23 protein-coding genes are annotated in these 21,317 nt (G+C 64.7%); 18 read left to right on the plus strand and 5 right to left on the minus strand.

All coding sequences use genetic code 11. The annotated features are described in order from the left end of the window. Window positions 1–37 precede the first annotated feature (37 nt). Both ACTIMF_RS10350 and ACTIMF_RS10355 read left to right on the plus strand, forming a co-directional pair. Window positions 38–1,681: an acyl-CoA synthetase gene (locus ACTIMF_RS10350; RefSeq protein ID WP_442350204.1), complete on the plus strand. Its 1,644-nt coding sequence runs from the start codon at window positions 38–40 to the stop codon at window positions 1,679–1,681. A 59-nt stretch (window positions 1,682–1,740) separates the two neighbouring features. Then, complete coding sequence (locus ACTIMF_RS10355) at window positions 1,741–2,916, plus strand: NAD(P)H-dependent flavin oxidoreductase (RefSeq protein ID WP_442350205.1); 1,176 nt, start codon at window positions 1,741–1,743, stop codon at window positions 2,914–2,916. On the opposite strand, the gene ACTIMF_RS10360 is transcribed toward ACTIMF_RS10355, so the two are convergent. Both ACTIMF_RS10360 and mrf read right to left on the minus strand, forming a co-directional pair. Then, window positions 2,891–3,136, minus strand: a complete 246-nt coding sequence (locus ACTIMF_RS10360) for a type B 50S ribosomal protein L31 (protein ID WP_442350206.1) — start codon at window positions 3,134–3,136, stop codon at window positions 2,891–2,893. The genes ACTIMF_RS10355 and ACTIMF_RS10360 overlap by 26 nt on opposite strands. Continuing rightward, entirely contained in the window at window positions 3,133–4,428 is a 1,296-nt protein-coding gene (mrf, locus tag ACTIMF_RS10365) for a ribosome hibernation factor-recruiting GTPase MRF (protein ID WP_442350207.1), read from the minus strand. Before mrf ends, ACTIMF_RS10360 begins: the two co-directional genes overlap by 4 nt. Window positions 4,429–4,550: 122 nt before the next feature. Here mrf and rpmB point away from each other — a divergent pair, with 122 nt between their 5' ends. From rpmB to rpsR, 4 genes are read left to right on the plus strand one after another with little or no spacing between them, the layout of a single operon-like run. Then, on the plus strand, window positions 4,551–4,784 hold the full coding sequence (gene rpmB / locus ACTIMF_RS10370) for a 50S ribosomal protein L28 (RefSeq protein ID WP_442350208.1): 234 nt from the start codon (window positions 4,551–4,553) through the stop codon (window positions 4,782–4,784). Window positions 4,785–4,787: 3 nt separating this feature from the next. Next, window positions 4,788–4,955: a 50S ribosomal protein L33 gene (rpmG, locus tag ACTIMF_RS10375; RefSeq protein ID WP_236998828.1), complete on the plus strand. Its 168-nt coding sequence runs from the start codon at window positions 4,788–4,790 to the stop codon at window positions 4,953–4,955. Continuing rightward, a complete protein-coding gene (gene rpsN / locus ACTIMF_RS10380; RefSeq protein ID WP_442350209.1) occupies window positions 4,955–5,260 on the plus strand; it encodes a 30S ribosomal protein S14 in 306 nt (101 codons plus the stop codon). The genes rpmG and rpsN overlap by 1 nt, the downstream gene beginning before the upstream one ends. Next, the gene (rpsR, locus tag ACTIMF_RS10385; RefSeq protein ID WP_442350210.1) at window positions 5,260–5,490 is read left to right on the plus strand and encodes a 30S ribosomal protein S18; all 231 of its coding nucleotides are present in this window, start codon (window positions 5,260–5,262) and stop codon (window positions 5,488–5,490) included. The genes rpsN and rpsR overlap by 1 nt, the downstream gene beginning before the upstream one ends. A 16-nt stretch (window positions 5,491–5,506) precedes the next feature. Here rpsR and ACTIMF_RS10390 read toward each other — a convergent pair whose 3' ends face one another. Genes ACTIMF_RS10390 through ACTIMF_RS10400 form a run of 3 tightly spaced genes read right to left on the minus strand, consistent with a single transcriptional unit; the run spans window position 5,507 to window position 9,321 of the window. Then, window positions 5,507–7,009 carry an AMP-binding protein gene (locus tag ACTIMF_RS10390; protein ID WP_442350211.1) on the minus strand — a complete coding sequence of 501 codons (1,503 nt, stop codon included), beginning with the start codon at window positions 7,007–7,009 and terminating at the stop codon, window positions 5,507–5,509. Then, window positions 7,006–8,112: an acyl-CoA dehydrogenase family protein gene (locus ACTIMF_RS10395; RefSeq protein ID WP_442350212.1), complete on the minus strand. Its 1,107-nt coding sequence runs from the start codon at window positions 8,110–8,112 to the stop codon at window positions 7,006–7,008. The genes ACTIMF_RS10390 and ACTIMF_RS10395 overlap by 4 nt, the downstream gene beginning before the upstream one ends. A gap of 24 nt (window positions 8,113–8,136) precedes the next feature. Further along, window positions 8,137–9,321: an acyl-CoA dehydrogenase family protein gene (locus ACTIMF_RS10400; RefSeq protein WP_442350213.1), complete on the minus strand. Its 1,185-nt coding sequence runs from the start codon at window positions 9,319–9,321 to the stop codon at window positions 8,137–8,139. 126 nt (window positions 9,322–9,447) lie between these two features. Here ACTIMF_RS10400 and ACTIMF_RS10405 point away from each other — a divergent pair, with 126 nt between their 5' ends. The 12 genes from ACTIMF_RS10405 (at window position 9,448) to ACTIMF_RS10460 (ending at window position 21,278) form a co-directional block, all read left to right on the plus strand. Further along, complete coding sequence (locus ACTIMF_RS10405; protein WP_442350214.1) at window positions 9,448–9,636, plus strand: ferredoxin; 189 nt, start codon at window positions 9,448–9,450, stop codon at window positions 9,634–9,636. 125 nt (window positions 9,637–9,761) lie between these two features. Further along, the gene (locus tag ACTIMF_RS10410; RefSeq protein ID WP_442350215.1) at window positions 9,762–10,652 is read left to right on the plus strand and encodes a 3-oxoacyl-ACP reductase; all 891 of its coding nucleotides are present in this window, start codon (window positions 9,762–9,764) and stop codon (window positions 10,650–10,652) included. A gap of 93 nt (window positions 10,653–10,745) precedes the next feature. After that, complete coding sequence (locus ACTIMF_RS10415; protein ID WP_442350216.1) at window positions 10,746–11,510, plus strand: MlaE family ABC transporter permease; 765 nt, start codon at window positions 10,746–10,748, stop codon at window positions 11,508–11,510. A 1-nt stretch (window position 11,511) separates the two neighbouring features. Further along, complete coding sequence (locus ACTIMF_RS10420) at window positions 11,512–12,363, plus strand: MlaE family ABC transporter permease (RefSeq protein ID WP_442350217.1); 852 nt, start codon at window positions 11,512–11,514, stop codon at window positions 12,361–12,363. Window positions 12,364–12,368: 5 nt separating this feature from the next. Next, window positions 12,369–13,544 carry an MCE family protein gene (locus ACTIMF_RS10425; protein ID WP_442350218.1) on the plus strand — a complete coding sequence of 392 codons (1,176 nt, stop codon included), beginning with the start codon at window positions 12,369–12,371 and terminating at the stop codon, window positions 13,542–13,544. Continuing rightward, a complete protein-coding gene (locus ACTIMF_RS10430; protein ID WP_442350219.1) occupies window positions 13,537–14,592 on the plus strand; it encodes an MCE family protein in 1,056 nt (351 codons plus the stop codon). The genes ACTIMF_RS10425 and ACTIMF_RS10430 overlap by 8 nt, the downstream gene beginning before the upstream one ends. Then, window positions 14,589–15,785 (plus strand): MCE family protein, encoded by a 1,197-nt coding sequence (locus tag ACTIMF_RS10435; RefSeq protein WP_442350220.1) that lies wholly within the window; start codon window positions 14,589–14,591, stop codon window positions 15,783–15,785. Before ACTIMF_RS10430 ends, ACTIMF_RS10435 begins: the two co-directional genes overlap by 4 nt. A gap of 1 nt (window position 15,786) precedes the next feature. After that, complete coding sequence (locus ACTIMF_RS10440; protein WP_442350221.1) at window positions 15,787–17,049, plus strand: MCE family protein; 1,263 nt, start codon at window positions 15,787–15,789, stop codon at window positions 17,047–17,049. Then, window positions 17,046–18,377: an MlaD family protein gene (locus ACTIMF_RS10445; protein WP_442350222.1), complete on the plus strand. Its 1,332-nt coding sequence runs from the start codon at window positions 17,046–17,048 to the stop codon at window positions 18,375–18,377. Before ACTIMF_RS10440 ends, ACTIMF_RS10445 begins: the two co-directional genes overlap by 4 nt. Then, window positions 18,377–19,801: an MCE family protein gene (locus ACTIMF_RS10450; RefSeq protein ID WP_442350223.1), complete on the plus strand. Its 1,425-nt coding sequence runs from the start codon at window positions 18,377–18,379 to the stop codon at window positions 19,799–19,801. Before ACTIMF_RS10445 ends, ACTIMF_RS10450 begins: the two co-directional genes overlap by 1 nt. Continuing rightward, window positions 19,765–20,655 carry a hypothetical protein gene (locus ACTIMF_RS10455; protein ID WP_442350224.1) on the plus strand — a complete coding sequence of 297 codons (891 nt, stop codon included), beginning with the start codon at window positions 19,765–19,767 and terminating at the stop codon, window positions 20,653–20,655. Before ACTIMF_RS10450 ends, ACTIMF_RS10455 begins: the two co-directional genes overlap by 37 nt. Next, entirely contained in the window at window positions 20,655–21,278 is a 624-nt protein-coding gene (locus ACTIMF_RS10460) for a hypothetical protein (protein WP_442350225.1), read from the plus strand. Before ACTIMF_RS10455 ends, ACTIMF_RS10460 begins: the two co-directional genes overlap by 1 nt. Window positions 21,279–21,317: the final 39 nt, after the last annotated feature.

Genomic DNA, 21,317 nt, shown 5'->3' on the forward strand with positions numbered 1-21,317 from the left:
CCTTGCCACGGACAGTAACACGTTCTAGTTTTGACGCATGGCCTATACAATTGCCGACCTCATCGAGCATGCCGTCGACCTGATGCCCGATCGAGTCGCACTCGAATCGGGGGACGATTCCCGGACCTACACGCAGATGGAGGAACGGTCCAACGCCGTCGCGCACAAGCTCGCCGAACTCGGTGTCGAACCGGGCGACCGAGTGGGTATATACAGCAGAAACACCATCGAGTCCGTCGAAGCGATGATCGCCGTCTTCAAGATCCGGGCCGTCATGGTCAACGTCAATTACCGCTACGTCGAACCCGAGCTCGAGCACATCATCTCCGACTCCGGGATGAAAGTGCTCATCCACGAGGACCGCTACACCGAGCGGGTGTGCAACGTGTTATCGAAATCGGCACACGACGTGGTGGCGCGGGTGGTGGTCTCGACACCGGATCTCCGCGGCGAAGCAGGCGGGGCAGAGCAGCTCGATCCGGGCGGGGTTACTGTCGTCGACTACGAGGACGCGATCGCCGAATCGTCCCGCGAGCGTGATTTCGCTGAACGCAGCGACGACGACCTATACATGCTCTACACCGGCGGAACCACCGGCAAGCCAAAGGGTGTCGTCTGGCGTCAGGAAGACGTCTGGCGTGTCCTCGGCGGTGGCATCGACTGGTACACGGGCCGACCGGTCGAGAGCGAGTGGGAGCACGCCGAGACTGGGGCCGCAGGCGGTCAATTGGTCCGATTCCCGATCCCACCGTTCATCCACGGCGGCAGTCAGTGGGCCATCTTCCAGTCGCTGTTCGCGGGCGGTAAAGCCGTCGTCTACCCCGACTTCGACGCTGCCGGAGTGTGGGAGGCCGTCGACAGACACAAGGTGAACGTCGTCTTCATCACCGGGGACGCGATGGGCCGCCCGATGATCGAGGCGCTCGAAGCCGGCGACTACGACACGTCGTCCGTGGTGTCCGTGGCCTCGTCCGCTGCGTTGTTCTCGCCCGCCGTCAAGGAGCGGTACCTGGAGAAGTTCCCGAACGCGGTCGTGATCGACGCGATCGGGTCGTCCGAGACCGGGTTCGGCGGCATGGGGATGGCGCTTAAGGGGCAGAGTCGGGTCGGAGCACCAACCGTCAAAGCCGATCCGAACACCCACGTCCTTCGTGAAGACGGGACGCGTCTGCAGCCCGGCGACGACGAGACCGGTCGCTTGGCGCGTACCGGACACATCCCGCTGCGCTATCACAACGCGCCGGCCAAGAGCGCCGAGACGTTCGTCGAGTACGGCGGCGTCCGATACTCGTTGCCCGGCGACTCTGCGCGCATCGAGGCTGATGGCACCATCACAATGCTCGGCCGCGGGTCGATGTCCATCAACACCGGCGGTGAGAAAGTCTTCCCCGAAGAAGTCGAAGCCTCACTGAAGTCACATCCGGGGGTCTTCGACGTGAGCGTCGTCGGCGTCGCCGACGAACGGTTCGGACAACGGGTGGCCGCCGTGATCGCGCCGCGCAACGACGCTCGGCCGACGTTGACCGAACTCGGCGACGTGGTGCGTGCCGACCTGGCCGGATACAAAGTCCCACGCAGTGTGTGGTTCGTCGACGAACTGAAACGTTCGCCCGCAGGCAAGCCCGACTACCGATGGGCAGCCGAGGTGGCGTCCTCCCGACACCCCGACGAAGCCGTCTAACGGCACGTGTAGACGCACACCCCGCTCGACGACAGCCCGCGAAGGAATTAAGGACAGAAATGAAGACTGACCTCAGTACGAAATTCGGTATCGAGTACCCGATCTTCGGATTCACGCCGAGCGCGCACGTCGCCGCCGCGATCAGCCGCGCCGGCGGCCTCGGTGTCCTCGGATGCGTACGATTCAACGAAGCCGAGGAACTCGACGAAGTCCTCGAATGGATGCATGAGAACACCGACGGCAAGCCGTTCGGCGTCGACGTCGTGATGCCGGCCAAGATCCCGACAGAGGGTTCCAAGGTGGACCTCGACTCGATGATTCCGCCCGAGCATCGTGCGTTCGTCGAACGGACTCTCGACGATCTCGGGGTGCCGCACCTCCCCGACAGCGGCGATCGCGTCAACACCGGCGTCCTGGGCTGGTTGCACTCGGTGGCCCGCTCGCACGTCGACATCGCGATGGAGCACACGCGCAAGTACGGGCAGATCAAGCTCATCGCGAACGCTCTTGGTTCGCCGCCCGAAGATGTCATCGCGATCGCGCATGAGAACGGAGTGCAGGTCGCGGCACTCGCCGGAGCCAAGGAGCATGCGCTGAGCCATGTGAACGCCGGGGTCGACATCGTGATCGCACAGGGCTACGAAGGAGGCGGTCACACTGGCGAGGTCACGTCGATGGTCCTGTGGCCCGAGCTGGTCGACGCACTTGGCGACACCGCTCCGGTCCTCGCCGCGGGCGGCGTCGGGAGCGGCAGGCAGATGGCGGCAGCCATCGCGCTCGGCGCGCAGGGCGTGTGGATGGGCACGTACTGGTTGACCGCGGCCGAATACGAGTTGGGCGCGACCGGCGACGGTCCGTCCACCGTCCAGCAGGCCCTGCTCGCTGCGACGTCGCGCGACACCGTTCGGCGCCGCATCTACTCCGGTAAGCCGGCCCGACTACTCAAGACGAAGTGGACCGACGCATGGGATGCCCAGGGTGCGCCCGAACCGCTTCCCATGCCCCTCCAGAACCTGTTGGTCGGCGAGGCGCATGCTCGCATCTCGCAGGCAGCCGACCCGGAGGTTGTCGCAATGCCCGCAGGCCAGATCGTGGGTCGCTGCAACGCGATCGTGCCCGTCGAGGAGATGATCGACGCCCTGGTGTCCGAGTACAAGGAGGCTGCGACCCGGATCCAGGCGACCCTCGGTGCAGGAACGCCCGTGGAACCTACCTCCTCCCGTATCGACGGTTGAACCGTTCGACGCGGCCTTCGGTGTCCATGACGCGCTGCGCACCGGTCCAGAACGGGTGTGAGTCACTCGTCACGTCGACGACGATCAACGGGTAGGCATTGCCGTCCGACCAGTCGACGGTGTTCTCCGACGTCGCCGTCGAACGGGTGAGGAACTCGGTGCCGGTTGCAGCGTCGCGGAATACGACGTGGTGGTAGTCGGGGTGGATTCCAGTCTTCATTCTTGTTTCCCTTCGGTGCGCTTGGCTTGCTGTGCTGGTTCTGGCTGGGGCGGCTCCATGTCCTCGCACGGGTCGCGGTGGGCGTGCCCGAACGGTGACGGCAGTGACGTCACATACTGTCGGCCACGCGCCAGCTCGTCATCGGTGACCAAGGCGTCGGCGAGTGCGCGGCGCACATCGTCGGGATCGGTCCGATGGCACAGGACCGTCAACGCGTTGTGCCGATCACCGTGGTCGGGGTCCCAACGGAGTGCTGCGAGAGCCAAGTGGTCGGGGTCGACGCTCGAATGGTCGTCGACGCAGGCGAGCCAGGTGCCGACGTGCAGGATCGAGAGCCCGCCGCCCGCGGATTCGAGCCACATGACATCGTCCGGGTCGGACGCCAACCACATCCGTCCTCGTGCCGTCACGACGCCCTCGAGCAGTACGTCGAGAGCGTCGTGGAGGCGTTCGGGATGAAACGGGCGGTCGGCCTCGAACGACACGAGTCGTACACCGCAGTCCTCCTCCAGGTCGGGTCCGCCGGCGAGAAGGGGATCGAACGGTTGGGTCGGCCTACCGCGAGGAGTACCGGGAGCCATCGAACCGATCGCCCCTTCGACGATCTCCCTGGTGAGCGCCTGTTGGCTGTTGAGGGTGCGCATTCCTGCAGAGGGCGCGAGGCGAAGGAGGACCGCATGCAGACGTGCGAGCTCGTATGCACTCTCCACGCCGTCGGCGCCTTCGATGATGATCGCGTCCGCGAACCGGGCCTGAGAGACGGCGATCTGTGACAGAGTTCGCTCGTCATCGAGTGAGGTCACCTCGGCTTCGGTGAGAGTCAGATCGCCGGTCGCGTCGGCCAGCCATGTGCGCGCGTCGAGACCGCACAAGGTGGCCTCGACGGCGACGTCCAGGCCGGCCGGGCCGGGATCCACGTGGGGAGCCTGAACGACAGTGCTCTGAATCTCGACGGCGAGCTGCTCGGGTTCCACAGCGGGGTCGAGCAGGACGACGATCCTTCGTATCTCCGGATCGCGGTGCAGAACGCGCAGCATCGGCAACAGATCGAGACGGAGGGTGCACGATACGCAGCCGTGCTCGAGTTCGATGTCGTCGATGGTGAGGGTGTCCACGCCGTCGCGGGACATCCGGTGCTCGACACGCGTGACTCTCCCGGTCGCGACGTCGCGCAGGTCGTGTGAGACGACTGTCGTGCCCGGGGCCAGGAGGGTGTAGGCGATGCGCGCGTTGATGGTTCGGTTCAGGCCGGCCACCAACGTCACCGGTGTGTGCTCTGTCGCGTTGGGCATGGGCGACTCCTTCGTTCAGATCTCCGCGCCATCTTAATGAACACGATTTCCGTTTGATTGATTCCGACTGTAACGTGCTGGGTGTAGCTAATGCGAATCGTTATCGATAAGAAGGAGTGCATGTGTCCGCCGAATGCCAAGTGACCGGGCGGGTTCCCGGATTCGGAAAGCGAGTCTCGCACTCGCATCGACGCACGTCACGGCAGTGGCGACCCAATATCACGCGCAAAACGTACTGGGTGCCCTCGCTCGGGCGGCGCGTCACGCTGAGAGTGTCCGCGGCGGGAATCAAGACCATCGACCGAGACGGTATCGACGCGGTCATCGCACGAATCAAGGCAGCGGGGCGACTGTAAACGATGAGCAAAAGCACCGACATCCGCCCGATCGTGAAGCTCAAGTCGACTGCGGGCACGGGATACACGTACGTCACCCGCAAGAACCGGCGCAATGACCCCGACCGACTCGTGCTGCGCAAGTACGACCCGGTGGTCCGGCGTCATGTCGAATTCAAGGAGGAACGCTGATGGCCAAGAAATCCAAGATCGTCAAGCAGGAGCGACGCCAAGCGATCGTCGCGCGATACGCATCGCGTCGAGCAGAACTGAAGGCGATCATCGCCTCGCCGTCGAGCGCCGCCGACGCTGTTGCTGCTGCGCGGTCGGAGTTGGCACGGCAGCCGCGCGACGCCAGCGCCACCCGCCTGCGCAATCGGGACGCGGTTGACGGGCGGCCGCGCGGGTACATCGGCAAGGCCGGGGTGTCGCGTATTCGATTCCGCGAGATGGCCCACCGCGGCGAACTCCCGGGCATCACGAAGGCGAGCTGGTGATGGCGAAGAACCCGAAGTCGCGTGCGTCGCAGGCCAAACGTCGTCGGGCCGATCCCAATCTGACGTTCGACTACAAGGATACGGAGGTCCTCCGTCGCTTCCTCTCCGAGCGAGGCCGGATTCGTGCTCGCGCGGTGACAGGGTTGTCGCCACAGCAGCAGCGACAATTGGCGACCGCAGTGCGGAACGCGCGCGAGATGGCCCTGCTGCCCTTCGGTTCCGCGCGCTGAGCGCGCGCGGAACCCGTCAACTAGTCCACGTGGGGGAGCCGAGTGAGGCAACCAGGGCGGATCGAGCGGTCTTGAACGTCGAGGTCTCGGGGAGCGTGTCGACGATCCAGACGTGAGTCGGGCGCTGCTTGGGGCCGAGGTCGGTCTGGGCGTCGAGGAACGATTCGAAGTCGGCCCGATCGATGCTGTCGGCGACGAGTACGGCGCCGACAGCATCGCCGATCTCGGTGGGGACGCCGAGTACCGCGACGTCCGAGATGCGCTGATGTCTGCGGAGCACACTCTCGATGGGTCGGGTTCCGAGGTTCTCGCCGTCGACCCGTAGCCAGTCGCCGATCCGTCCGGCGAAGTACACGTAGCCGTCCTCGTCCACCCACGCGAGGTCGCCGGTGCGGTACACGCCGCCGCGCATCCGTGCGGCTGTCGCTGCGTCATCGCCGTAGTAGCCGTCGAACAAGCCGGGACCCGACGTGTTCACGATCTCGCCTACCACCCCGGGGGCGACGACGTCGAGCGTGTCTGGATCGACGACTGCGACCGGCGCGACCAGCGGTCCGAGCGCGTCGTCCGGTGTGTCCGGCGTCCGCGAGATCGAGACGCCCGATTCGGTCGACCCGAAACCGTCGACGACTCGAGCACCGAAACGGCGCGTGAACTCGGCGCGGTCTGCGGCCGAGGCCTCGTTCCCGTACATGATGCGCAACCCGGTCTGCGCATCGTCCGGACGCGGTGCCGTCTGGAGAATGTAGTTGAGCGGTTTGCCGACGTAGTTGGCGTACGTGACGCCGTATCGTCGTACGTCGTCGCCGAATCCGTGGGCGGAGAAGCGCGGTGCGATCGCGATCGACGATCCGCCGGCCGCTGCGACCGACCAGCCTGCGATCAATGCGTTCGAATGAAACATCGGCATCGAAAGATAGACGACGTCGTCAGGTCCGATCCCGAACCGGTCGGCGAGCATCGCTCCCGGCGCGGCGAACTTCCGCTGACTGCACCGCACAGCTTTGGGGTCTCCGGTCGTGCCCGATGTGAAGATGAGCATCGTCAGGTCCTGTGGATCGGTGTCGACCGGCACGAAGTCGTCCGGCGTCGACGCGTGTGTCCGCGACGTCCACTCGGCGGACGTTATGTCGAGCGTTCGGGCGCCGGGGACGTCGGGCAATAGCGCAGAGGTCTCCGGCGACACCAGGATCAGCTGGCAGTCGGCGAGCACCGCATCGGCGACGAGCGCGCTGGCTCGACGCGTCGAGTTGAGGCCGACCAGGACGAACCCGCCGAACGCCGCCGCCGCGAAAAGTCGAGAGAACTCGACACCGTTGCTCAGGAGAACTCCGACGTGGGACGGTCGCTTGTCGTCGAGCAGTGTCGATGCCGCGGCCGCATAGCGGCGGGCGTCGGCGAGATGATCCCGCCACGAGGTGAATTCGCCGTCGAACCAGACGCCTCGGTCGTCGACGTCGGCCAACGGCGCGAGTAGCTGTCCGAGCGTGACCGCGTCGGTGACCGACGTCGATGTCATCGTGCGGCCAGTGCTGCGCCGAGTTCGCTGAGCGTCACCGGAGCCGATCCGTACGTGAACTCGTTCTGCTTGGCGCGCAGGAAGAAGCGGTGGACGGGGTGAGAGGTGTCCAGTCCGACGCCACCGTGCACATGGACGGCCGTGTGGGCGACGCGGTGGCCGGCGTCCGCTGACCAGAAGGCAGCGGTGTCGACCGCGGCGGTGGTTTCAGCACTATCGGTGTCTGCCGCGCCTGACAGCAGCCAGGCGGCCTGAGCAACGGTCAACTCGAGTGCCTGCGCATCGATATAGGCATCGGCCAGGCGCTGGGCGACGGCTTGGAACGAACCGATTTTCCGCCCGAACTGCTCGCGCTCGCGCGCGTAGTCGGCGGTCGCCGCGAGCGCCCCCGCCACGACGCCGCATTGATCGGCTGCCACGCCGATACGCAAGAGGTCCCGTGCGTGCAACACCGTGTCCGCACCGCCTTCCAGGACGGTGCCCGCGGCGTTCTCGAACGATACCGAGTACACCGGGCTCAGGCCGGTGGAACGGGTCTCGACGACGGTGACGCCCGGACCGACCTCGATGACCACGGCCACCGGCCCGTCGGCGCTTGCCGCGACCACGAGGAGCGCGTCGGCCGCGTCCGCATACGGCACGTTGACCTTGGTTCCGGTGACCCGGGCGTCCGGGGACACCGTGGTCGACGGAACGAGCAGGTCGAATCCCAGGTCCTCTTCGACGGCAGCCGAGATCACTGCGTCGCCGACCACCGCCCTGCCGAGTAGTCCGCGGAGCGCGTCGCCGCCGTGCGCGGCGAGAAGCGGGACCGCAGCAACCGCGTGCTGTGGGTAGGGCAGACGGGCCAGGGCGCGGCCGAGGACAGTTGCGGTCGCTGTCGTCTCGAGCGTCGTCAGATCGGCCCCGGCGTCGCCGACGACCTCGGACGGCGCCGCCAGACCGAGTAGGCCTGCGCCTGCGACTTCGCGCCAAAGATCTGCGTCGATGGGTGCGCGAGCGGCTTCGAGCTCTGCCGTGCGCTCTCGGGTCGCGAGCCGCGCGGTGATATCCGTGGTGAGAGCGGTCAGATCGCCTGCCGCCTCGGTGGGAGTGAAGTCCATGTTGAGAGTTCTCCTTAGAGGTGGTCAGCGGCGAGCGGGCGGAAGGCCGAGTGCGAGCATGCCGATGATGTCGCGTTGCACCTCGTTGGTGCCGCCGCCGAAAGTGAGGATCAGCGAGGTTCGCGCGAAGCGTTCCAAGCGACCCTGCAGGTGGGCTCCGGGGGAGTCTTGGCGCAGTGTCGCGGCCGGGCCGGCGATCTCCATCAGCAGTCGATACGCCTGCGTCGCGAACTCGGTCCCGAACACCTTGGTGGCCGAGGCGTCCGCGGGCGACGGCGAACCACCTTGTGCTGCAATGGAAGCGATCTTCCAATTGATGAGCTTGAGAAACTCGACCTTGGCGTGTACCTGCGCGAGGTTCGCCTGCACCCACGGCACATCGGCCAGACGTCCGCCGCCGTAGGTCTGTTCGCGCGCGAACGCCAGCGTCTCGTTCAGGGCGCTCTGGATGGGTGCGGCGCTGCACAGCGCAACGCGCTCGTGATTGAGCTGGTTGGTGATCAGCGACCAGCCGCCGCCCTCTTCGCCGACGATGGAACTCGTCGGCACACGTACGTCCTGGTAGTAGGTGGCACTCGTGTCGACGCCCGCCATCGTATGGACCGGCGTGTACGAGAAGCCTTCGGCGGTTGTTGGCATCACCAGCATCGAGATGCCCTTGTGCTTGGATGCCTCCGGGTCGGTGCGGCAGGCCAGCCAGACGTAGTCCGCATACGGGATGAGGCTGGTCCACATCTTCTGGCCGTTGATCACGTACTCGTCGCCGTCGCGGACGGCCGTCGTGCGCAGGGCCGCCAGATCGGTGCCTGCATCGGGCTCGGAGTATCCGATCGAGAAGTGAAGCTCGCCTGCCGCGATCTTCGGCAGAAAGAACTCCTTCTGTGCCGGGGTCCCGTAGTGCATGATCGTCGGAGCCACCGAGTTGATCGTCAGGAATGGCACCGGAGCGCCTGCGATCGCGGCCTCGTCGGTGAAGATCAACTGGTCCATCATCGACCGATTCGCGCCACCGAACTCCGTCGGCCACCCCAATGCCAGCCAGCCGTCGGCGCCCATCTGCCGAACTACGTCCCGGTACGCGTCGCCCTCGCCGACCTCTCCGTCACCGCCGTTCAGGGCCGCCCGGCGATCCGGAGTCATGAGCCCGCTAAAATAGGAGCGCAACTCGCGGCGCAACTCCTCCTGATCGGCTGTGTACGCGATACGCATGGGCGGTTTCTCCTGCGATCCTCGAGACGCTCGCGCGCCGGTATGGTTGGCTACTTCTGAAACACGTTCTAACGTGAATGTGCCGAGTCCGTCAACTAGCGGTCGGGAGACCTTGAGGAGAAGACGATGCGAGTGAAGTGTGATTTCGACCTGTGCGAGTCCAACGCGGTCTGCGTGGGCATGGCACCGGATGTGTTCGATCTGGACGACGACGATTACCTGGTAATTCTCGATGAGGACCTGCCATCGACGCGTGCCGAGGAGATGCGTCAGGTTGTCGCGTCGTGTCCGCGTTCGGCGCTCTATATCGAGTGAGCCGAATCCGGTCAGAGGCAACGCCTTTCGCCAAGGCGCTAGCCGAATTGTTAGAACATGTTCTAGTCTGAGTCGCGTTGTAGACGATCGGCGCCGATCCGGCGCGCAGTGGAGAGGGTTCGAGAGTGGGCGGAACATTGGACGGCAAGGTCGCGATCGTCACCGGTGCCGGAGGAGGCCTGGGACGAGCCGAAGCGATCGGCCTGGCGGCCGACGGGGCGACAGTCGTCGTCAACGATCTCGAGCGCGCCCTCGATGCCAGCGATGTCATTGACGCGGTCACGACGGCAGGCGGCACCGCAGTGCGCGTCGCGGGCGACATCTCCGATTCGGCGACCGCGCGTGAGCTGATGCGTACGGCGACCGAGGACCTCGGCGGTCTCGACATCGTGATGAGCAATGCCGGAATCACGCGAGACGCGATGCTTTTCAACATGTCCGACGACGAGTGGGACCTGGTCCTCAACGTGCATCTGCGTGGACACTTCCTGCTCAATCGGAACGCCGCTGCGCATTGGCGCGCGGCGTCGAAGGCTGCGGGCGACCCCGCGTACGGCCGCCTCATCAACACCGCGTCCGAGGCCGGACTCCTCGGCCCGGCGGGGCAGGCCAACTACGGAGCGGCCAAGGCGGGCATCACGGCGCTGACCCTCTCGGCATCTCGTGCCCTGTCTCGATATGGAGTGACCGCGAACGCGATCTGCCCGCGAGCGCGAACCGCGATGACGGCGAGTGTCTTTCCGGACGCACCCGAGGGCGAAATCGACCCGCTGTCGCCCGAGCACGTCGTCACACTGGTGCGCTATCTGGCGAGCCCTGCCGCAGCGAACGTGTCCGGTCAGGTCTTCGTCGTGTACGGACCGAAGGTCACACTGATGGCCGCGCCGACGATTCGGGAGGTCTTCGCGGCGGACGGCGACGAGTGGAGTTCCGAGGCGCTAGCCGGGACCCTGTCGTCGTACTTCGAGACACCCGCCGGAAAAGCGACATTCTCGGCGTCCGAATTGATGGACTAGAGCGGTTGGGCTGATGAATCGTCGATGTCGAGTTGCGTCGCTGAAGCGCCTGAGGACCGTGGTAGGTTGCCTTCACCGGTGGGAGGAGGGGACTTGCTGACAAAGCTGGCCGCTCCGATGAACGGCGTCGGTAATTTCGTGGAGATGACCGTTGAAGCGGCCCGCGAACTGTTTCGCCGACCGTTCCAGTTCCGAGAGACCGTGGAGCAGTCGTGGGCGATCGCCCGCGTCTCCCTGGTGCCGACCCTGCTCGTCGCCATCCCGTTCACCGTCCTGGTGAGCTTCACGTTGAACATCCTGCTTCGCGAGATCGGCGCGCAGGACCTGTCGGGTGCGGGCGCGGCGCTCGGAACCATCACGCAGATCGGTCCGATCGTCACCGTGCTGATCGTTGCGGGCGCAGGCGCGACCGCGATCTGTGCCGATCTCGGCGCCCGCACGATCCGTGAAGAGATCGACGCGATGCGCGTGCTCGGCATCAATCCGATCCATCGACTCGTCGTTCCGCGTGTGGTCGCCTCGACCGGAGTCGCGCTGTTGCTCAACAGCCTCGTCTGCACGATCGGTATTGCGGGTGGCTTCGTATTCTCCGTGTACCTGCAGGACGTCAACCCCGGCGCGTTCATCGCCAATCTGACGCTGCTCACCGGTCTCGGCGAACTCGTCATCTCGATGATCAAAGCCGCGCTGTTCGGTCTGTTCGCAGGTCTGGTCGGCTGCTACCGCGGACTCAATGTGAAGGGCGGAGCCAAGGGCGTCGGCGACGCGGTGAACGAGACGGTCGTCTACTCGTTCATGGCGCTGTTCGTCGTCAACGTGGTTGTGACCGCGGTCGGGCTGAAAGCGACGATGGGCTGACATGGTACTTCCGGGAACTACGCGACTTCTCACCGCACGCGTCGCACTCAAGCGTGCGGGCGAGGACTGGAACAAGATCGGCGATCAGGCGCTGTTCTACTGGGACTCGATCATTTCGATCCCGCGAGCGATCCGCCTGTACAAGAAAGAGATGCTGCGGCTCATCGCCGAGATCTCGATGGGCACCGGTGCGCTCGCCATGATCGGCGGCACCGTTGTGGTCGTCGGCTTCCTCACCCTGTTCACCGGCGGAACCATCGCCGTCCAGGGATACAGTTCGCTCGCCAACATCGGTGTCGAAGCACTGACCGGCTTCTTCTCCGCGTTCATCAACGTCCGCATCGCGGTCCCGGTCATCGCGGGAATCGGGCTGGCCGCAACCATCGGTGCCGGCGCGACGGCACAGTTGGGTGCCATGCGAGTGAGCGAAGAGATCGACGCACTCGAAGTCATGGCGATATCGTCCATTCCGTACCTGGTGAGCACGCGAATCGTCGCTGGACTCGTCGCGATCATCCCGTTGTACGCACTGGCCGCGCTCGCGTCGTTCATCGCGAGCCGGTTCGCGACGGTCATCATGTACGGGCAGTCCGGCGGCGTCTACGACCACTACTTCTCGACGTTCCTGATTCCGTCCGACATTCTGTGGTCGTTCGTGCAGGCCATCTGTATGGCGGTCGGAGTCATGCTCATCCACACCTACTACGGCTTCAACGCGTCCGGCGGTCCCGTCGGCGTCGGAGTCGCGGTGGGCAACGCTGTCCGCGCCTCGTTGGTCGTGGTCGTCGTCATCACGCTTCTCACGTCGCTAGCCATTTATGGCTCCGACGGCAACTTCAATCTGGCCGGGTGAGGGGCATGGCAACTAGGACCCGTGGGAACGGTGTGCGCAAGCTCGCTGCGACAGTGATGGTCGTATCGCTCGTCGTCATCGTGGCGCTCGCTTCCGGACAGTTCCTCGGCTGGTTCCAAGACACGAAGACGGTCACGCTGTTCGCGCCGCGTGCGGGTCTGGTGATGAACCCAGACGCGAAGGTGAAGCTCCGCGGTGTCACCGTGGGACACGTCGCCAGCGTCCGCGAGATCGGTGACCAGGCCGAACTGAAGCTCGACATGAACTCCGGTCAGTTGTCGTCGGTTCCCGGGAACGTACGCGCCGACATCAAGTCGAACACGGTATTCGGCGCCAAAGCTGTGAATCTCGTGGTGCCTACGGACGGTCCCCGCGGAACGCTCACCGCAGGCGACGAGATCAGGGCCGACCACGTCGTGGTCGAGCTAAACACCGTCTATCAGCAACTCGTCGGACTACTCGCCGAGACCCAGCCCGAGAAGATGAACGTGGTACTCGGCGCCGTCGACGAGGCGCTGTCCGGCCGCGGTAAGCAGGTCGGCGACTCGCTGGTCCAGCTGAACGAGATTTTGGGTAAGACCAATCGGCATCTGCCCGAACTCAACCGGATGTTCACCCAAGCCGCGGGGGCGACCGACGTCTATGCCGACGTGATGGGCGACCTGATGCGGACCGTCGACAACGCGACGGTCGTCGGCAATACACTCGTCGATCACTCGGCGAACCTCGACAAGTTGCTGATCAACGTCACCGGGATGGCTCGCAGCGGCAACGGAGTGCTCAGCAAGAGCAAGAAGGACTTGATGAGCACGCTGAGCGACCTGAACCCGGTCACCGACCTGCTCGGCTACCAGTCTCCGGGACTGCGCTGCTTCATCACCGCGGCCAGCGACGCTGCCGACACGGCTGGACCGTTCCTCGGCGGTCGCAACGGGATGCTGCTTCTCGACGCGGCACTCATCCCAGGGCAGGACCCGTACCGCTACCCGCAGGATCTGCCCGAGGTCGGCGGCGACGGCCCGCCGACCTGTGAGGCCGGGCTCTCGGACATCACGTCCAAGAAGAGGACTGAGTTCTACGTGATCGACAACGCGCCCCAGCCCTACCAGCCGCGCACCACTCCGAAGGTGCAGTCCGGCAAGCTCTTCAGCCTGTTGTTCGGAGGTACTCCTCGTGGATAAGCGCGCACGCGCGTTCCGCGCGACACTCATCAAACTCGGCACCTTCATCGTCGTCATGCTGCTGGTGCTGACCGGTCTGGTCGTCGTGTTCAGCAAGTACCAGAGTGGCAGCTCCGACACGTATGCCGCGATGTTCGACAGCGCGTCCGCGATGAAATCGGGCAGTTCCGTCGAGATCGCGGGTGTCGAAGTCGGCTCTGTGAAGAGCATCGAACTCACCGAGGACAACAAGGCCCACGTCGAGTTCACAGTCAACGCGAACTATCGACTCCCCGAGTCGTCGCGAGCGCTCATCCGGTACGAGAACCTCACCGGGGACCGGTACCTTGAACTGCAGCCCGGCAATGGTGACCTCAACACGGCGATGGCCCCCGGCGACGAGATCCCGATCTCCCGGACCGAACCCGCTCTGGACCTCGACAAGCTGCTCGGCGGATTCAAACCGCTGTTTCGCACCATGAACGCCGATGAGGTCAACAAACTCTCGTCCGCTCTCATCGCCGTCTTCCAGGGCCAAGGCGGCTCGCTGAACTCGTTGCTCGCGAGCACGTCATCGTTCACCAACGAGATCGCCGACCGCGACCAGCTCATCGGCAGCGTGATCGACAACTTGAACAAGACCCTCGGCACCCTAGAAGCCGATCATCGGGGGCTCGATCAGAGCGTCGACCGGATGCAGCAGCTGATCAGCGGGCTGGCGGGCGACAAGGACGTGATCGGTCGGTCGATCAGCGAGAGTGCGTCGGCCACCACCGGCCTCGCCGACCTGATGGGAACCATCCGCCCCGACACGAAGAAGGCGATCACCGCACTCGGCACCACGTCGGGAAACGCGCTCAAAGCCGAACCGTTCATCCGGGACCTGTTGGGGCGGCTGCCCGGCGACTTCAAGAAGCTGTCGAACCTCGGCAGCTACGGTTCGTGGCTGCAGATCTACTTCTGCCGGATCCGGCTGCTGCTGCCCGGCCCCGGCAACACCCAGTACTACTACACGGCCATCGACGCGATGGGCGACCAGACGACGGCAGGCGGGAGGTGCGCGAAATGAGTGAAGGCCAGCCCCCGGACCGGCGGACCAAGCGGTCGAAGGCGTCCGTCGGAGTGATCGGTGTGCTCATCACCGCGATGCTCGTCATCAGCGCCCTGCAGATGGACCGGTTGCCGTTCCTATCCCAGATCAGCACCTACGACGTGTACTTCGACGACGCCGGAGGCCTCGTGTCGGGCGACGTCGTGATGGTCGCAGGCGTCGAGGTCGGCAAGGTCGAGGGACTGTCCCTGGACCAGACCGACGACGGGACCCGCGCGAGAGTGAAGTTCCGTCTCAACGACACCGTGGTGCTCGGCGAACGGACGCGCGCCGCGATCAAGACCGAGACAGTGCTCGGACGCCGCAACCTGACGCTGACACCTCTCGGTGATGGTCGCCTCGAACCCGGCCAGTCGATTCCGGTCGACGCCACCGTGTCGCCCTACACGCTGACCGACGCGCTCGACGAGGCGACGACGACCCTGCGCGACACCGACACCGACCAGCTCAATAAGGCGCTCTCGACGATGTCGGACACGTTCTCCAAGACCCCCGACAACGTACGTGGTGCCGTCGACGGCGTCGGTCGGCTGTCCAAAGCGATCGCCGACCGCGACAACGCGCTCAACGACTTGCTGGATCGAGCTCGCGGGGTGACCGACATCGTCGGCAAGCGCAGCCAGCAGATCAGGCAGATGCTGATCGATGCGAACTCGCTGCTCGGCGAACTGAACATGCGCCGCCAAGCGGTGCGTCAGCTGATCACCGGCACGCGCGACGTGGCATCCCAGATCACCGGCGTCGTCAACGACAACCAGGAACAGCTGCGTCCGGTTCTGGATAAGTTCAACGGAGTCCTCGACATCCTCAACGACAACGAGGAGAACTTCGGGAAGGCCATCGACAATCTCGGCCCGTACGCGAACATCCTCGGCGAAGCGGTCAGTTCCGGCCCGTACTTCTCTTCGCTCGTCGGTCTCCCGACCTTCGGCGACTACATGGGTGCGTTCATGAGGGTGATGCAACGAAAGTACCCGGAAGCGGCCAAGTACTTCTACGACTTCTCCGGTGGGCCGTTCTTCCCGAAGAACTGGCGCCAGGGTCCGAACTCGGACGCTCCGGACCTTCCGCGCGAGACGCCGAAGCGAACCTATCCGACCCCCCAACCGTCGACCCCGAAACCGTCGACCCGCCAGAACGGAGGCCGCTGACATGGGTATCAATCGTCGCGTGTGGGCGGTAGTCGCGGGCATCGTCGTCCTGGCCCTGATCGCGGGCGGCGTGTGGTTCGGGGTGCAGCGCGCCACCACTCGAAATCTGACCGCGTACTTCCAAGCCGTCTCCAGCCTCTACGAGGGTGACTCGGTGCGGGTCGTCGGTGTCCCGATCGGCACAGTCACCTCGGTCGAACCACGGTCGGGCGATGTGAAGGTCGTCATGCGTGTCGACAACGACGTGCAACTTCCGGCCGACGTCCGCGCGGTCATCGTCGCGCAGTCGTTGGTGTCCGGGCGGTTCGTCCAGCTCAGTCCCGGGTATGCGAAGGGTGGTCCCGAACTGGCTGACGGTGACGCCGACATCCCGATGGAGCGGACCGCTGTGCCGATGGAATGGGACGACGTCAAGAAGCAACTGTCCGAGTTGACCGAGACGATCGGTCCGGACGGTGCGGACAAGGGCACCGCGGCCCGAGCGGTCGACGTGATCGGCGACAACCTGGATGGGAACGGCGCAGCCATCGCCGAGTCGATCAAGCAGATGTCGTCGGTGATGGGAACCCTCGCGGAGAACCGAGACGACGTGTTCGCATCGGTCAAGAGCCTGCAGACCCTGACCGACGCACTGTCGACGAGCCACGAGCAGATCGTTCAATTCAACGGCCGCATGGCATCGGTGAGCGGAGTCATCTCCGGCAGCAGCCAGGCGATGGGCGATGCGATGACCAATCTGAACGAGGCCATCGGCGAGCTCGAGGGCTTCCTCGGTGACAACAGCTCGACGGTCGTCTCGACCGTCGACAAGCTGTCGCAACTCACCGCAACCCTCAAACGCAAAGACGAGCAGGTGCAGGGACTACTGCACTCCGCCCCGACTCAGTTGGCCAACTTCTTCAACATCTACAACCCGCTCACCGGCGCGCTCGACGGTGTGTTCGGTCTCGGCATGGGCAATAATCTGATCACCATGCTGTGCGGAAGCATGGAATCCACCGCACGTCCGGGTGACACCGAGAAGGACGTCGAGGCGTGCGTGGACATGATCGCTCCGATCATGAAGGACGTCGTGGTCAACTACCCGCCGTTCCTGTCCAACCCAGTGATCGGTCGGACGGCCACACCCGACCAGATCACTTACCAGGACGCGAGCGTCCGGGCACGCGCGCGGGCGGGCGTCGTCCAACGAGACCAGGTCAGTCGCGATGCGGCTCCGGACCCGTTGGCAGACCTTCTCGTCCCATTCGGAGGCGAAGGATGACTCGAACGCGTATGGGAATGGGGCTGCGACTGGGACTGGCACGACGCCGCGTCGCCTGCCTCGTCGCAGGCGTACTGCTGCTCGTTCCTGTCGCGGCGTGTGGAACCGGACCGGTGTCGACCCTCTCATCGATCGGCGCCCAAGGAACCGGCGACGGCGCGTACAAGATCAGTGCGTTGATCCCGACCGCGTCCGGATTGGTCGAGAACGCCCCGGTGATGATCAAGGACGCGACCGTCGGGAGCGTCGGCGACATCAAGATCAAAGACTGGAGCGCCGAGATCACCCTGCGGCTCGAGAAGGGTGTCAAAGTCCCGACCGGCTCACACGCCATGATCGGAATGACAAGCGTCCTCGGCTCCGCACACATCGCGATCGTTCCGCCGGACAAGCCGACCGGACAGTATCTCGCTCCCGGCGGGAGCCTGGCATTGCCGAACTGCCCCGACCAGAAGAACATCGCCGCACCTGAAGGCAAGCCGGTCGCCGACATCAACTCGGCACAGCGGGTCGACGCGTGCATGTATCCCACAACTGAGCAGGTCTTGAGTTCACTGTCGGTCGTGCTCAACGGCGGCGGACTCTCGCAGGTCGGCGACGTCGTGCACGAGTTGAGCCAGGTGTTCGGCGACAACGACGACCAGTTGCGCACCCTCGTCCCGCGGCTGAGCACCCTGGTCAATGACCTGAACGGACAGACCGGGAACATCATCTCGGCGATGGACGGCCTCGACCGCCTGTCCGCGGCCATCAATGACCAGACGCCGACCGTCGAGCGAGCCCTGGAATCTGCGCCGGACATCCTGCAACTCTTGGTCGATCAGCGTCAGAACCTGACGACGGCACTCGACAACGTCGGGAACCTGTCCTCGACGGTCAACGACATCCTGGACGAGAACACCAAGGACATTGAGACGATCGTTCCGAATCTCCGCAAGCTGCTCGAACAGTTGGCGCAGACCGGCCCAGCGCTCACGAATTCGTTGCGCATCCTGCTTACCTTCCCGTTCATCGAAGAGAACATCCCGAAGATCGTCAAGGGTGATTACGTCAACTCCGACCTGGTCCTCGACCTGACGTGGAACCGACTGAACAAGTCGATGATCACGTCAGTCATGACGGGACCCGAAGGCGTCGTCGGCAAGCCCGCGGCAGGCGCCAAGCGCGGAACGAACCCGTTCACCTCGCCGCTGACACCGGGGACGACGACGAAGAAGCCCAAGAACCCGGCCAACCCCACGCCGTCGGAGCTGACCCCGAGCGCTAAGACGCCTGCGTCCGGTACGAAAGCTCCGGCATCGACTTCGAAGAAGAGCGGAGCGAACTGATGAAGATCACCGGTTTCGTCCGTATGCAGCTCATCGTCTTCTCCATCGTCTCGGTGGTCTCGTTGATCGCAGTCGCCGTGTTCTACATCCGTATTCCGCAGATGTTCGGGATCGGGTCGTACAACGTGTCGGTGTCGATGCCCACCACCGGCGGGCTCTACCAGAATGCGAATGTCGCGTTTCGCGGTGTGAACGTCGGCAAGGTCAGCAGTGTGAAACTGACGAGCGACGGCGTCGTCGCCGACCTCAGGATCGACTCCGGCACCGACATCCCGGCGAACGCGTCGGCTGCCGTCCGTAGCGTGTCGGCAGTCGGTGAGCAGTACGTCGACTTCACGACTCCGGAATCGCCGTCGACCGAGATGCTGGCCGACGGCGCCGATGTCCGCACCGATGAGGTCCCCGTCGAGATCTCCACCATGCTCGACCAGGCCGACGCACTGTTGACCGAGGTCGGGGACGCCCGGGTTCGCGACGTGATGGACGAGGCGTTCACCGCATTCAACGGAACCGCGGACGACCTCTCGCGTTTGATGGACTCGATGGTGCTGTTCGTCGGTGCGTTCCACAAGAACGTCGACGTCGCGGTCGACCTGGTCCGCCAGGCCGGACCGCTGCTGGCGACCCAGACCAGGACGGCGTCGGAGATCCGGTCGTGGACCGCCGACCTCACGAAGGTCACCGATCAGTTGCGGGCAAGCGATCCCGACATCACCGATATTCTGGCGAAGGGCCCGGGGGTCGCGAACCAGGCGCAGGATCTCTTCGACGACATGGGGCCGAGCTTCATCTCCGGAATGGGGAACCTGCAGGTCGCCGCGCAGACCATGCGGATCTACCTGCCCAACCTGCGGCAGACTGTGGTCCTGTATCCACGAGTGCTGTCGGCACTGATCACTGCGATCAACAGCGGTTCGAGCAGACACGGCCCGAACGTGAGCTTCGGTCTCGGATTCCAGGACCCGCCGACGTGTTCGGTCGGCTTCGTGCCACCGTCCCAGTGGCGCTCGCCCGCCGAGACGACCGCTCAGGACCTGCCGCCGGGCATGCTGTGCCGCCTGCCGCAGGACGCGCAGTCGTCGGTCCGCGGTGCCCGCAACTTCCCGTGCGTCGAGTTCCCCGGACGTCGCGCACCGACCCCTGCCGAGTGCCGAACCGGTTACGTCCCGTCCGAGCGCGACAACGTCGCCCTCCCGAACGGCTTCCCCGGGACCGACCTTCCGAAACAGCCTGCGGGCTATGTCGTTCCGGGCAGTCCAACCGACCACGACCCGACGCCTGCCACGTACGGCACCACGTACGATCCGGAGACGGGCACGTTCATCGGGCCGGACGGCAAGACGTACTCGACCCAGAACAGCACCGATAACCGCAACCAGAAGACGAAATGGTACGAACTGATCACGAAGACGGTGGAATCCTGAATCCCTCGGGCGACGGCGAGAAGAAGGCTGACGACAAGAAGGCTGACGACAAGAAGGCTGGCGAGAAGACGGCCTCGGTCGAGCGGTCGAGTCCCCTCGCCCGTCGCCGTAAGTCCGGCAGACGTGAGAGTGTCAATACCGATGAGGCGGCCAGGGTTGATGAGACGGCCAGGGTTGATGAAGCCGTCACAGCAGAGGAGATCGTAGGCGCGAGCGCGACAGCAGACGAGACCGACGTCGCTGACTCGGCCCCCTCGGAAGACGATACGGCCGTCGTATCGGCGGACGATCGTGCGCGGGGGATCTCCTACCGAGACCGCCGCCCGTCGGTGAAGGCTCCGGTCGGCTCGGGACGGTCGTCGTCCAAGACCATGCTGATCGCTGTGGGTACCGCGCTCGGTGCGATCGTCCTGGTCGCCGCGATCGTTGTGAGCATCGTGTTCACCGTGGCGTCCTCGCGTATCGACGACAAGCGGGAACTGCGCGCGGACTACGACCAGTTCGCTCAGGAGGTGGTCGTCAAACTGACCACCCTGAACAAAGACAACGCCGACTCGATGCTCGACTTCATGAACAAGCATACGAGCGGCCGTGCGCTGCAGCAGATGCGTGAGTCGATGAAGCAGGCGACCGATCTGATCCGCCAAGACAATATGAAGACCAAGACGACGGTCGTCGCGTCGGCGGTCGAGAACGCCGACGAGGACGATGGATCGGTGCTCGTCGTGTTCGCGTGGGAGAGCACGGCGCCCGAGGCCCCGGACAAGCCGGTCATCGAGACATTCCGTTCGCGGATCGACATCACCAGGATCAACGGAGACCTGAAACTGACGAACTACGAGTGGGTGGGCTGATGAGCAGAAAGATCCGATTGCTGCTCGCAGGCGGAGGCCTGCTGGTCGTCGTCGCCCTCGCGCTGGCCGTGTTCACCGGGATTCGGTTCTGGAGCATGAACGCCGAGGAGTCCGCACGCGACTCCGCAGCGCAGGCTGCGCGGGAGCACACGCTCACCATGTTCGGTCGCGACCCCAAGGACGTGTCGGCGAACATCAACAAGACGATGGGCTTCCTGACGGGCTCGGCCAAGCAGGAGTTGCAGAAGAACGTCACCGAGCACAAGATTGCTGAGACGGTGAAGAAGGACAAGATCGTCACCATCGCCAAAGTCGAAGGCGCAGGCGTCATGGAGAACACCCGTGACACCGCGAAGGTGCTGGTCTACCTGAATCTGTCGACTTCGCGGAACACGAACACCGAGGAGGTCCAGATCGACCAGAGCCGCATCGTGTACGACATGGTCAAACGCGACGGTGAATGGCTGATCAGCACCATCGACATCCTCACCGACGATTCGCTGGCCTCGCGAGTCCAGCAGTCGGACGGTCCCGCCCCGTCGGGAGCCGTTCCGATCCCGTCGGGGGCGCCGGCTCCGACGCAGGCTCCGGCGCCTTCAACGCAGCGGCCGCCGGCGCCTTAAACGCGGTAACTCGTCGCAAGACAGTGGGCGTATCGAGAC

Origin of the sequence: Gordonia sp. (in: high G+C Gram-positive bacteria) (assembly GCF_052106715.1) — a bacterium.
Lineage (GTDB): Bacteria > Actinomycetota > Actinomycetes > Mycobacteriales > Mycobacteriaceae > Gordonia.

Coding starts and splice junctions, on each gene's coding strand:
- ACTIMF_RS10350 (WP_442350204.1), top strand. CDS start 38: ATGGCCTATACAATTGCCGACCTCATCGAGCATGCCGTCGACCTGATG.
- ACTIMF_RS10355 (WP_442350205.1), top strand. CDS start 1,741: ATGAAGACTGACCTCAGTACGAAATTCGGTATCGAGTACCCGATCTTC.
- ACTIMF_RS10360 (WP_442350206.1), bottom strand. CDS start 3,136: ATGAAGACTGGAATCCACCCCGACTACCACCACGTCGTATTCCGCGAC.
- mrf (WP_442350207.1), bottom strand. CDS start 4,428: ATGCCCAACGCGACAGAGCACACACCGGTGACGTTGGTGGCCGGCCTG.
- rpmG (WP_236998828.1), top strand. CDS start 4,788: ATGAGCAAAAGCACCGACATCCGCCCGATCGTGAAGCTCAAGTCGACT.
- rpsN (WP_442350209.1), top strand. CDS start 4,955: ATGGCCAAGAAATCCAAGATCGTCAAGCAGGAGCGACGCCAAGCGATC.
- rpsR (WP_442350210.1), top strand. CDS start 5,260: ATGGCGAAGAACCCGAAGTCGCGTGCGTCGCAGGCCAAACGTCGTCGG.
- ACTIMF_RS10390 (WP_442350211.1), bottom strand. CDS start 7,009: ATGACATCGACGTCGGTCACCGACGCGGTCACGCTCGGACAGCTACTC.
- ACTIMF_RS10395 (WP_442350212.1), bottom strand. CDS start 8,112: ATGGACTTCACTCCCACCGAGGCGGCAGGCGATCTGACCGCTCTCACC.
- ACTIMF_RS10400 (WP_442350213.1), bottom strand. CDS start 9,321: ATGCGTATCGCGTACACAGCCGATCAGGAGGAGTTGCGCCGCGAGTTG.
- ACTIMF_RS10405 (WP_442350214.1), top strand. CDS start 9,448: ATGCGAGTGAAGTGTGATTTCGACCTGTGCGAGTCCAACGCGGTCTGC.
- ACTIMF_RS10420 (WP_442350217.1), top strand. CDS start 11,512: ATGGTACTTCCGGGAACTACGCGACTTCTCACCGCACGCGTCGCACTC.
- ACTIMF_RS10425 (WP_442350218.1), top strand. CDS start 12,369: ATGGCAACTAGGACCCGTGGGAACGGTGTGCGCAAGCTCGCTGCGACA.
- ACTIMF_RS10435 (WP_442350220.1), top strand. CDS start 14,589: ATGAGTGAAGGCCAGCCCCCGGACCGGCGGACCAAGCGGTCGAAGGCG.
- ACTIMF_RS10440 (WP_442350221.1), top strand. CDS start 15,787: ATGGGTATCAATCGTCGCGTGTGGGCGGTAGTCGCGGGCATCGTCGTC.
- ACTIMF_RS10445 (WP_442350222.1), top strand. CDS start 17,046: ATGACTCGAACGCGTATGGGAATGGGGCTGCGACTGGGACTGGCACGA.
- ACTIMF_RS10450 (WP_442350223.1), top strand. CDS start 18,377: ATGAAGATCACCGGTTTCGTCCGTATGCAGCTCATCGTCTTCTCCATC.
- ACTIMF_RS10455 (WP_442350224.1), top strand. CDS start 19,765: ATGGTACGAACTGATCACGAAGACGGTGGAATCCTGAATCCCTCGGGC.
- ACTIMF_RS10460 (WP_442350225.1), top strand. CDS start 20,655: ATGAGCAGAAAGATCCGATTGCTGCTCGCAGGCGGAGGCCTGCTGGTC.